This window comes from Rhodothermus bifroesti (assembly GCF_017908595.1).
In the GTDB taxonomy this organism is placed as follows: Bacteria; Bacteroidota; Rhodothermia; order Rhodothermales; family Rhodothermaceae; genus Rhodothermus; species Rhodothermus bifroesti.
This window is the reverse complement of record NZ_JAGKTL010000008.1, coordinates 1-1,201: the sequence shown is the minus strand read 5'-3', so window position 1 is coordinate 1,201 and position 1,201 is coordinate 1. Positions and strand designations below refer to the sequence as shown.

At 55.9% G+C, this 1,201-nt stretch carries 1 protein-coding gene; it reads right to left on the bottom strand.

Annotated elements, in window-relative coordinates:
- The gene (gene tuf, locus J8E65_RS12460) at positions 1-1,197 is read right to left on the bottom strand and encodes an elongation factor Tu (protein ID WP_210376499.1); all 1,197 of its coding nucleotides are present in this window, start codon (positions 1,195-1,197) and stop codon (positions 1-3) included.
- Positions 1,198-1,201 lie beyond the last annotated feature (4 nt).

Below are 1,201 nucleotides of genomic sequence, written 5' to 3'. Positions count from 1 at the left end.
TTAGTCTAGGATTTTGGTGACGACGCCTGCGCCGACAGTACGCCCACCTTCACGAATCGCAAAACGCAAACCCTCCTCCATCGCCACCGGATAAATCAACTTCACCCGAAAACGCGCATTGTCCCCAGGCATCACCATCTCCACCCCCTCCGGCAACGTAATGTCCCCCGTCACATCCGTCGTCCGAAAATAAAACTGCGGCCGATACCCATTGAAAAACGGCGTGTGACGACCACCCTCCTCCTTCGACAATACATACACCTCACACTCAAACTCCCGATGCGGCGTCACACTCCCAGGCTGACACACCACCATGCCCCGCTCCACCTCATCCTTGTCAATACCCCGCAACAACAAACCTACATTGTCCCCAGCCTCACCCTGATCCAACTGCTTGCGAAACATCTCCACACCCGTCACCACCGACGTCAACTTCCCCTCTCGCAAACCAATAATCTCCACCGAATCCCCAACCCGAACTACTCCCCGCTCAATCCGACCCGTCACCACCGTCCCTCGACCCGTAATCGAAAACACATCCTCTATCGGCATCAAAAAAGGCTTGTCCTTCTCACGTACCGGCGTCGGTATGTACTCGTCCACCGCACGCATCAACTCCATAATCTTCTCCTCCCAAACCGGATCCCCATTCAACGCCCCCAACGCACTCCCCCGTATCACCGGCACCTCATCCCCAGGAAACTCATACTGACTCAACAACTCCCGAACCTCCATCTCCACCAACTCCAACAACTCCTCATCCTCCACCAAATCCACCTTGTTCAAAAATACCACAATGTAGGGAACCCCAACCTGACGCGCTAACAAAATGTGCTCCCGCGTCTGCGGCATCGGACCATCCGTCGCCGCTACCACCAAAATCGCCCCATCCATCTGCGCCGCACCCGTAATCATGTTCTTCACATAATCCGCATGACCCGGACAGTCCACATGCGCATAATGCCGACGCTCCGTCGCATACTCCACATGCGACGTCGCTATCGTTATCCCCCGCTCCCGCTCCTCCGGCGCATTGTCAATCGAATCAAAACTCCGCGGCCGATTCACCGGATCCGCCACCCGCTTCGATAACACATGCGTGATCGCCGCCGTCAACGTCGTCTTCCCATGATCCACATGACCTATCGTACCTATGTTCACGTGCGGCTTCGTCCGCTGAAATACCTCCTTCGCCATAGCT

Excerpts from the sequence above, each read along its gene's own strand:
- tuf (WP_210376499.1), bottom strand. The coding sequence starts at position 1,197 with ATGGCGAAGGAGGTATTTCAGCGGACGAAGCCGCACGTGAACATAGGT.